The organism is Marinobacter sp. UBA5687 (genome assembly GCF_002420325.1).
In the GTDB taxonomy this organism is placed as follows: domain Bacteria; phylum Pseudomonadota; class Gammaproteobacteria; order Pseudomonadales; family Oleiphilaceae; genus Marinobacter; species Marinobacter nauticus.
In genome coordinates this window covers 1-9,876 of sequence record NZ_DIHV01000049.1, presented here as the reverse complement: position 1 = coordinate 9,876, position 9,876 = coordinate 1, and the positions used below count along the sequence as shown (strand labels likewise).

The following is a 9,876-nucleotide window of genomic DNA, read 5'->3' as shown; positions in this document are numbered from 1 at the left end:
GTAGCCATTGGCCTGCTGTTGCGCGGCTATCTTTCCAGCCTGAACCTGCTGCTGGTATCACGCATATCGGCGTTGATCATTCTGGTGATCTTCATCACCGCAGGGCTCAGCATCATTGGCTACCAGATGGGCTTTAACACCGGCATGACCGTCACCTTCTTCCCCATGGTGATCATCGCCTGGACCATCGAACGTATGTCCATTCTCTGGGAAGAGGAAGGCGCCCGCGAAGTGCTTGTGCAGGGGTCAGGCAGTCTGTTTGTGGCCATCTGCGCCTACCTAGCCATGAGTACACCGCTGGCTGGCCACCTCACCTTCAACTTCCCGGAGTTACATCTGGTTATTCTCGGGCTGATCCTGCTGATGGGTCAGTACACCGGCTACAAGCTCAGCGAGCTCAAGCGGTTTACCCCGATGAAGGCCTACGACTGATATGGACTGGATCTCTCCACGCAGGCTGAAAAATCTCGGGATGCTGAACATGAACCGGCGCAATGTAGATTACATTGCCCGGTACAATGATCGCACCTCCTACCCGCTGGTGGACAACAAGCTGAAAACCAAGCTGGCGGTCAGCGAATACGGCGTAAAAACCCCCAAGCTGCTGCAGGTGGTTCGCCAACAACACGAAATCTCCCATTTTCGGGAAATGGCAGAGGATCTGGCCGGTTTCGCCATCAAGCCAGCAAAAGGCTCTGGCGGCAAGGGCATTACCGTGATTACCGGGCGAGACGGCGACGACTTTATCAAGGCCTCCAGCGCCCGCATTTCCGTCGCCATGCTGGAGCGTCACCTCACCAACATTCTGGCTGGCCTGTATTCCCTTGCCGGTACCCCGGATGTTGCCATTGTTGAAAACCTGGTTCAGTCCTCCCCGGCACTCGCCAAGTACTCCTTCCAGGGCGTACCCGACATCCGGATCGTGGTGTTTCAGGGATATCCCGTCATGGCTATGCTCCGGCTGGCAACCACCGCGTCCGACGGTAAAGCCAACCTGCACCAGGGGGCTGTTGGCGTCGGGCTGGATATCGGCTCTGGCCAGAGCCTGAACGCAGTTCAGTTCAATCGGCCGATTACCCTGCACCCGGACACCGGACTGGCTCTGGAGAATATCCGGATTGAAGACTGGGAAAACATGCTGGAAATGGCAGCCCGATGCTATGAGGCCACCGGCCTGGGATATATGGGGGTAGACCTGGTGGTGGACGCCAACGAAGGCCCACTGCTGCTCGAACTGAACGCCCGACCCGGTCTGGCCATTCAGATGGCCAACGGCTGCGGCCTGCTGCCCAGGCTCAACGCGATCGAGAGCCTCAAGCGCCCACATTTCAGCCCCAGAGAGCGAGCGCTGTTTGCCATGGAAAGCTTTGCCCGGCGCTGACAATCAGTGTTTGGGCATAAAAAAACCGGAGCTGGTGTAGCTCCGGTTTTTTGTTCAGACCCGCTGATCAGGAGGTCAGCTCACCCCTTTGCAGGAGCAACTTCCTCTCATGGGTGAGGCCTTTCAACAAGCCCCAGGTCATCAGCAGAAGTATTGCCGTGAAGGGCAACCCGGCACTGATGGCCACGGCCTGGATCGCGCCCAGAGCGTCTTCGCCACCGCCGAAGATCAACGCCGCCGCAATGGCACCTTCCATGACCACCCAGAATACACGCTGAGCCGTCGGGGCATCGGTTTTGCCGCCAGCGGTGATGCTGTCGATCACCAGCGAGCCGGAATCCGACGAGGTTACGAAGAACACCAGCACCAGGATAATACCGACGAACGAGACAATGCCGGTCCAGGGCAGCTGCTCAAACATCTGGAAGGTCGCCAGAGAAACCTCGGTCAGCCCCTTGTCTGCGAGCACACCAACGCCTTGCTGGATCTGTTCCAGTGCCGTGCCACCGAAACCACTCATCCATACGGTGGTGATCAAGGTCGGGATAATCAGAACCGCAGTGACGAACTCACGTACTGTCCGGCCTTTTGAAACCCGCGCGATAAACATACCTACGAACGGTGACCAGGAAATCCACCAGGCCCAGTAGAATACAGTCCAGCCCTGGAACCACGCCTCGTCTTCACGACCAAACGGATTACTCAGCGGCACAATGTTGGCCACGTAGGTGGAAGAGGTTACCCAGATGGTCTCCAGAATGGTCATGGTCGGACCGGCGAAGATCACGAAGAACAACACGATCCCCGCAGTCGCCATGTTGATGTTACTGAGCACCTTAACGCCGCCGTCCAGACCTCGCAGCACGGAAATGAGCGCCAAGGCCGTAACGCCAACAATGATAGCCATCTGCACATTGGTGCCAGAACCTACCTGAAACAGGTAATCCAGGCCGGAGGCAGCCTGCTGGGCACCAAAGCCAAGTGACGTGGCCAGACCAAAGATAGTGGCCACAACCGCGAGGACATCAATGATGTGCCCCGGCCAGCCCCACACCTTGTCTTTCAGCAGTGGGAAAAACGCGGAACGGATGGTCAGTGGCATGTTCTTGTTAAACGCAAAGAACGCCAGAGACAGAGCCACAATGGCGTAGATTGCCCAGGGGTGCAGCCCCCAGTGATAAAGGGTTGCCCCCATCGCCAGATCACGCGCTTCGGGAGAGTTGGCAGCCACATTGAACGGGGTTTCGTACCAGCCTGTGTAGTAGGCCACCGGCTCGGCCACGGCCCAGAACATCAGGCCGATCCCCATCCCGGCTGCGAACAGCATGGCAAACCATGACATGGTTGAGAATTCGGGCGTTGCATCCTGTCCACCCAGCCGGATCTTGCCTACCGGCATGAAGATCAGCGCAAGGCTGACAACCACGAAAATGTTGGCGCTGAGCAGGAAGAACCAGTCAAAACTGGCAATAATGTCCCACTTGGCCCCATCAAGAGTCTCCTTCGCCGCTACCGGAAACATCAATGTTCCGATAACAAACAGAACCACAATGATGGCCGCTACCGGGAAAACCCAGTTATGAAGATCCAGGCCGAACGGATTGATATTATCCTGGCCTGCGACGTAATCCGTCTGATATTCGTCTTTCACTACCTCGCCCACGTTGGCGCCTCCTGGTCTGGTGTGATCACTGAATATGCTGAGTGAATGGATAACGCAATGAACAATCATTCATACGTTACAAGCCGGTCATTTTATTACTTTGAACTCAAAACATCAAAAGCAAGAAAAATGCCTTTTTTATCTACATCAGCATAGTCCAGATTTTGCAGAGGCAAAGATTGTTTCCTGAAACAGGTCTACTACCCGAACAAGTGACGTAGTTATACTGCAAGGTTTCGCCGACACCCGCCCGACAGCACCCAGAGGTATTCATGGAAAAAACCACCACCTTCCCTTTGCGCTATTCCGCTTATGTCCTCAGCATCGCCGGGCTGCTGGTGTCTTTACCGGTAACGCTTTGGCTTGGAGCAGGCTATCTGTTTCCGGTGATTTTTGGTGCGCTCACAGCCCTCGGCACCTGGGATTTACTGCAGCGAAAGCATACTGTTAGCCGAAACTATCCCATTATGGCCAACTTCCGGTATCTGTTTGAGTCCATCGGCCCGGAGATCAGGCAGTACTTTATCCAGTCCGATACGGAGGAGCGGCCATTCTCGCGGGAACAGCGCACTATTATCTACCAGCGGGCGAAGAACGTGCTCGACAAGCGACCATTCGGCTCACAGTTAGGCATGTACGACGAGGGCTTTGAATGGATGAACCACTCGCTCACCCCAACCCGACTCGACAGCAGTAACTTCCGGATTCTGATCGGCAAAAACTGCGAGAAACCTTACAGTGCCAGCGTTTTCAATATCTCCGCCATGAGCTTTGGCTCACTCTCCGCCAACGCCATTCTCAGCCTGAACACCGGTGCAAAGAAGGGCGGCTTCTACCACGATACGGGGGAAGGATCGATCTCCCGCTACCATCGGGAACCCGGTGGAGATCTGGTCTGGGAAATCGGTTCCGGCTATTTCGGTTGCCGGCATCCCGACGGCTCCTTCAATGCCGAGATGTTCGAAAGGAATGCCACCCTGGACCAGGTCAAAATGATAGAGGTCAAACTATCTCAAGGGGCAAAACCAGGCCACGGTGGCATTTTACCTGGTGCAAAAGTGACCCCCGAAATCGCTGAAGCCCGAGGCGTTCAGGTTGGCGAAGATTGTATTTCACCCGCCAGCCATTCCGCCTTTTCCACCCCCATTGAACTGCTGGAATTCCTCGAACAGCTGCGAAGCCTCTCCGGCGGCAAACCGGTCGGCTTCAAGCTCGCCATTGGCCACCCCTGGGAATGGTTCGCCATCGTTAAGGCCATGCTGAAGACAGGCAAAAAGCCCGATTTCATCGTGGTTGATGGCGGCGAAGGCGGCACCGGTGCGGCGCCACTGGAGTTCATCAATCGCCTTGGCATGCCGATGACTGAAGCCCTGCTTCTGGTTCATAACACACTGGTGGGTACCCACCTGCGCGAAGACATCGCCATTGGCGCCGCAGGCAAGATTACGTCCGCTTTCAATATTGCCCGTACCCTTGCTCTGGGAGCGGACTGGTGTAATTCCGCCAGGGGCTACATGTTTTCCCTGGGCTGCATCCAGGCATTGAATTGTCATACCGGCCGCTGTCCCAGCGGGGTCGCAACGCAAGATCCCCGTCGTGGCAATAAACTGGACGTCCCCTTGAAAAGCGAGCGGGTATTCAACTTTCATAAGAACACCCTGGATGCCCTCCAGAATCTGCTTGAGGCCTCGGGGCTCCGGCATCCCTCTGAGCTTGGCCCGGAGCACATCGTCCGTCGCGTCTCCAAAACCGAAGTGCATAGCTATCTGGACCTGTTTCCGTTCCTCGAACCGGGAGCACTACTGGAGGGCAAAACCGGCCTTAGGGTGTTCGACAAGTACTGGGAAAGCGCCCAACCGGATACCTTCGAGCCGCCGGAATTCATCCTGGCACTGCGGGAGACCAAGTTACGTTGATTTCGAGAGAAATTCGCCAGCCCGGTGTTTATTTTTAGCCTGGGCTGGTGTAGACTTCGCTCCCGCTAAGCCACTGAGATAAACCTTGTTTCTCGGCGGCTTGCAGTTTACGGGGCGTAGCGCAGCTTGGTAGCGCACTTGCATGGGGTGCAAGGGGTCGTAGGTTCAAATCCTACCGTCCCGACCAGAATTCCCTACACAAAGCCCGGGCCGAAAGGTCCGGGCTTTGTCGTTCTATCAGACAGCAACCGCCTGCCCACGCTTCTCCCAGGGGTATTCCCGAATCGGCAGGTGAATCAGTGCCGACAACGCCCCAACGCCCACACCAATCCACCACACCAGCGTGTAGTTGTGGTAGAGGTCGTACAGGGCCCCACCCAGCCAGACACCAAGAAAGCCGCCAAGCTGGTGCGAAAAGAATACCAGGCCATAGAGCGTGCCCATGTACTTCAAGCCGTAGATGTGCGCAACCAGGCCGGAAGTCAGCGGCACCGTCGCCAACCACAACGAACCCATTGCCACCGAGAAGAGCACCACGCTTTCAGGAGTAATGGGCGCCATGATAAAGGCGGCAGAGACGATTGTTCGTAACAGGTAAATCGTCGCCAGAAGGTACTTGCGCGAGTATCGGTTACCCAACCAGCCGGCCATCAGTGTGCCACCGATATTGAACAGACCGATCAGAGCAATTGAGATGGCGCCGAGCCCGGACGCTGACGTTACCCCCAGCACGTAGATCAGGCTGTCTGGCGTAATTGGCCCACACATTTCGGTTATAAACGCCGGAAAATGCGCGGTGATGAAAGCCAACTGATACCCGCACGAGAAAAAGCCGATAAAAATGAACAGGAACGAGGGGTCTTTCACCGCTCGCTTCAGCACCACCCCCATCGGTTCATCGGTCGATACCGAGGGCGCCGCCTTGGGTGCCCGCATAAACAGAAGGGCAAGCATCGACACCGTAATGAAACCGGCCAGCACCATGAACACGCTTTGCCAGGGCATCTGGCTCAGCAGCGCCTGCGCGACGGGCGGGCCAATGATCTGCCCTGCAGAACCGGCGGCGGTTGCAATACCCAGCGCCATGGAGCGATGCTTTTCTGGGGCAGAGCGCCCTACGACAGCGAGAATGACCCCGAATCCGGTTCCGGCAATCCCGAACCCAACCAGCATTTCCAGAAGCTGGTGCTGACCCGGGGTAATGGCGAATGCCGAGGCAACCAGCCCGACCACGTAACAGATACCGCCCACCAGGATAGCTTTGCGATCACCGTAGCGTTCAGCAAAGGCACCAAAGATCGGCTGCCCGATGCCCCAGAACAGGTTCTGAATGGCGATGGCCAAAGAAAACGACTCCCTTGGCCAGGCAAATTCCAGGGCAATCGGCAGTTGAAACAGACCAAACGAGGCCCGCACGGAAAAACCAACCAGAATAATAATACAGCCTGCGACAAGTACAGGGTTGATCAGTCGATCGTAGGTGCCGGAGGCCGTGCCAGACATGGTTACAGATTCCCGGAGCTGAACAGTCGGTGCGCCAGAATAAGCGCGAAGCCAATCAGTATACCTGAAGCGGCGAAAGCCAGGGTAAAGCCGCTCAGTTCAAGTAGCAGGCCAAAGAACAGGGGCGCCAGAAAGTGCACCGCCCGGTTTGCCATCAAACGCATACCCAATGCCCCTGCGCGCCGCTCACGTTCCACAGATTCCGCCAGAATCACCATGGACAAAGGCTGGGTAAGGCCAGAACCGATACCAACAAGCATGGCCAGGGCTGCCATCAGCATGACCTGCTCAGACACGCCCAGCAGTGCCAGACCAATGGCGAGTGTTCCAAGCGAGAGCAGGACTGTCGGCACACGGCCACCCGCCAAGGCAATAATCCGGGCCATAAAGGGCCGAACCAGCATGGAAACGCCGGCACGAAGACTGACCAGAACTCCGATAATCAACGGGCTGATGGCCAGGCTCTCCAGGTACACTGGCAAATAGCTGCCGTAGACCCCGAGCGCAAACATCCCCAATATCGTGACCAGAATCGACAACTGCACCCCACGGTTACTGCCGACAAGCTGCCATTGCGCCCGGAAACCCGCCTGCTTTCGGGTAACGTGAATACGCTCCCTCGCCTGCCCGGTCAGGCGGAGTGTTACAACGCCCGAGACCAGCGCAAACAGAGCCATCACAAGGAACACGTACTGGGTACCAGAAGACTTCAGCACAACACCGGCCAACAGGGGGCCGATAACCTGCCCGCCCGACAGCCAGGTGGCATACCAGCCAAAGTACTGCTCCAACCTCGGCCCGGTGCCCAGGTTGGAAATGATGGTTTGGGCAGCCAGAACCATCTGGAGGTGAGCCAGCCCCACCAGCAACTGACCAGTCACGAGGCCCGCATAGCCATACCACGTATGCATCGACAACAAGCCTGCCACCATAATGCCCGCCCCGGCCAGCAGCGTGGCCCTGCCACCAAACCGGCTCACGATGCCTCCCAGGGGAATGGCCAGCACCAGCGGTAGCAGATACTGGGCGCTTAACACTGCACCCAGAACGAGAGGAGACGCGCCAAGCTGAAGCCCATACACAGGCACTGCCACAATCAGCATTGAGTAGACGACAAAACACAGCGTCAGTGACAGACAGACCGCGAAGAAATTTTGCGAGGCCTCAGAGGCTCGCCCGGAAGAGTCGCGGTGGCTGGAATGGTTGCTTTGCAAGTGGATGCCCGATTCGAATGAAGTAGCTAAAACGGGCTATGGTAACGCGAATGGCTCGCAACAAAAACGCGAGGAAAGGAAAAGCCGGGGGAAGCGATCCCCCGGCCCAAACCGGCTTTATTCAGCCGACGCAATCAGGCTGGCGTTACCGCCGGCCGCTGTGGTGTCGATACACAGATGCCGCTCAATCACGTAGCGTTGATCCAGCTTGTGTTCTGTGATCACCGGCAACAGCGCGCCCTCACGCTTACTCAGCGCCATGCGGTACTGCTTGAGCAGCGGCTTCTCGGCTACGCTCACCACCGCTTCAAAGCCGGTCAGATGGCTCAGAGCGTCCGGATCAAGCATGCCATCGCTGGCAACAATCGGAAGGCCCGCCTTGATGGCATCGGCCAGTGCCTTCTCGGCGCCCGGTGCAATCACCACCACCTTGTTACCCTGCGACAGGGCGGTGCCGGCCTGCTCAACGGCAGACTCGGCGTCTGGACCAAGGCACAGTACCAGCCCGCGACCATGGCAGGACAGATGGTTCTGCTCGCCCGTCGGCCCCGGCATCTCCTCGTAGCCTTCGTCCAGAGGCGCCGGCACCTTGCCGAAGAAGGGCTCCAGCAACGTCTGACGACCTTCCGCCTCCGGTACCGCTACTTTGGCCAGCTTGTCGATCAGCTTCTGGGCCTTGTCGGTACTGAGCACCTTGTCACTGGACTGAGCAGCCTTTTCAACCACCAAACCCCGCAGGAAGCGGCGCACGTACTGCGGGCCACCGGCTTTCGGCCCGGTACCCGACAATCCCTCGCCACCGAATGGCTGGGAACCGACGATGGCGCCAATCTGGTTACGGTTCACGTAGGTGTTACCCACCTTGATACGACTGGCAATGTGCTCGATCCGGCGGTCAACGCGGCTATGAATACCGAAAGTCAGGCCGTAGCCCTTGGCATTGACGGCATCAATCACCTTGTCGATGTCCTTGGCTTCAAACGTAGCCACGTGCAGAACCGGGCCGAAAATTTCCTCTTCCAGCTCTTCAATTCCGCTCACCTGAAGCACTGCAGGCGACACGAACAGGCCCTTCTCCGGTACGTTCAGTTTCTTGAGCAGCTTGCCCTGCTGCTCGAATTTCTGGCAATGGTCGGTAATCTTCTTGCGGGCATTTTCGTCGATCACCGGGCCCACATCGGTCGACAACTGCCACGGATCACCAATGCCCAGTTCCTCCATGGCACCGTAGAGCATTTCCAGCAGATTATCGGCAATGTCCTTCTGTACATACAGCATGCGAAGTGCAGAACAGCGCTGACCGGCGCTCTGGAAGGAGGATGCCAGCACATCACGCACCACCTGCTCCGGCAACGCGGTGGAATCCACGATCATGGCGTTCAGGCCACCGGTTTCTGCCACCAGCGGTGCATCCGGCTCCATGTGTTCGGTCATGGCCTTGTTGATCCGCTGCGCCGTGGCGGTTGAACCCGTGAAACACACGCCGGTCACCCGGGCATCTGAGGTCAGGCCAGAACCCACGGTGGCGCCGGTACCAGGCAATAGCTGGATCGCAGCCCGGGGGATGCCTGCCTGATGCATCAGCTCTACGGCCCGGAAGGCCAGCAGCGAGGTTTGTTCTGCCGGCTTGGCCACCACCGCGTTACCGGCCGCCAGGTTCGCCAGAATCTGGCCAGTAAAGATCGCCAGCGGGAAGTTCCAGGGCGAGATACAACACATCACACCACGGGCCTCGCCGTCATGCTTGTAACGGATGCCTTCGTTGGCATAGAACATGGCAAAATCCACGGCCTCGCGAATCTCGGCCACGGCATCCAGCAGGGATTTACCGGCTTCGCGGGTCGTCAGCGCAAACAGCTCGTGCACGTTCTCTTCGTAAAGGTCACCGACCTTACGGATCATGGCCGCACGCTCTTCCGCAGGTACAGCAGACCACTGTTTGAAGCCATCCTGGGCGGCGTCCAGAGCCGACGAAATATCCGCCTCTGAGGTATAGGTGATGTGGCCAACCAGATCGTCCGGGTTTGCCGGATTCCGCACCTCAACCACTTCGTCACTGACAGAATCCACGGCCAGTATCGGGCCACCTTTCCACTGATGGCTCTTGTAACGGTTACGACCTTCATCAATCTCGGCCACCGTCACCGGATCCGTAATATCCCATCCTTTGGAGTTTCGACGCTGCTCACCAAAGATTTT

Annotated in this window: 7 protein-coding genes and 1 tRNA gene; 4 read left to right on the top strand and 4 right to left on the bottom strand. The window is 57.5% G+C overall.

The genetic code is table 11. The annotated features are described in order from the left end of the window. The coding region (locus tag B3Y70_RS05155) for a 7TM domain-containing protein (RefSeq protein ID WP_288589321.1) at nucleotides 1–432 on the top strand (432 nt) is incomplete at its 5' end. 1 nt (nucleotide 433) lies between these two features. After that, entirely contained in the window at nucleotides 434–1,381 is a 948-nt protein-coding gene (locus B3Y70_RS05150; protein ID WP_014420996.1) for an alpha-L-glutamate ligase-like protein, read from the top strand. 67 nt (nucleotides 1,382–1,448) lie between these two features. Here B3Y70_RS05150 and B3Y70_RS05145 read toward each other — a convergent pair whose 3' ends face one another. Beyond that, the gene (locus tag B3Y70_RS05145; protein WP_206851348.1) at nucleotides 1,449–3,044 is read right to left on the bottom strand and encodes a BCCT family transporter; all 1,596 of its coding nucleotides are present in this window, start codon (nucleotides 3,042–3,044) and stop codon (nucleotides 1,449–1,451) included. Nucleotides 3,045–3,316: 272 nt separating this feature from the next. Between B3Y70_RS05145 and B3Y70_RS05140 the strand changes: the two genes are divergently transcribed. Then, nucleotides 3,317–4,960 (top strand): FMN-binding glutamate synthase family protein, encoded by a 1,644-nt coding sequence (locus B3Y70_RS05140; RefSeq protein WP_226611040.1) that lies wholly within the window; start codon nucleotides 3,317–3,319, stop codon nucleotides 4,958–4,960. Between the two features lie 110 nt (nucleotides 4,961–5,070). Then, nucleotides 5,071–5,147, top strand: a tRNA-Pro gene (locus tag B3Y70_RS05135). A 50-nt stretch (nucleotides 5,148–5,197) separates the two neighbouring features. On the opposite strand, the gene B3Y70_RS05130 is transcribed toward B3Y70_RS05135, so the two are convergent. From B3Y70_RS05130 to B3Y70_RS05120, 3 genes are all read right to left on the bottom strand, one after another. After that, nucleotides 5,198–6,463, bottom strand: a complete 1,266-nt coding sequence (locus B3Y70_RS05130; RefSeq protein ID WP_273030634.1) for an MFS transporter — start codon at nucleotides 6,461–6,463, stop codon at nucleotides 5,198–5,200. 2 nt (nucleotides 6,464–6,465) lie between these two features. Continuing rightward, the gene (locus tag B3Y70_RS05125; RefSeq protein ID WP_288589318.1) at nucleotides 6,466–7,677 is read right to left on the bottom strand and encodes an MFS transporter; all 1,212 of its coding nucleotides are present in this window, start codon (nucleotides 7,675–7,677) and stop codon (nucleotides 6,466–6,468) included. A gap of 117 nt (nucleotides 7,678–7,794) precedes the next feature. Continuing rightward, nucleotides 7,795–9,876: L-glutamate gamma-semialdehyde dehydrogenase (locus B3Y70_RS05120; RefSeq protein ID WP_288589316.1), on the bottom strand; the 2,082-nt coding region annotated here is incomplete at its 5' end.

Excerpts from the sequence above, each read along its gene's own strand:
- B3Y70_RS05150 (WP_014420996.1), top strand. The coding sequence starts at position 434 with ATGGACTGGATCTCTCCACGCAGGCTGAAAAATCTCGGGATGCTGAAC.
- B3Y70_RS05140 (WP_226611040.1), top strand. The coding sequence starts at position 3,317 with ATGGAAAAAACCACCACCTTCCCTTTGCGCTATTCCGCTTATGTCCTC.
- B3Y70_RS05130 (WP_273030634.1), bottom strand. The coding sequence starts at position 6,463 with ATGTCTGGCACGGCCTCCGGCACCTACGATCGACTGATCAACCCTGTA.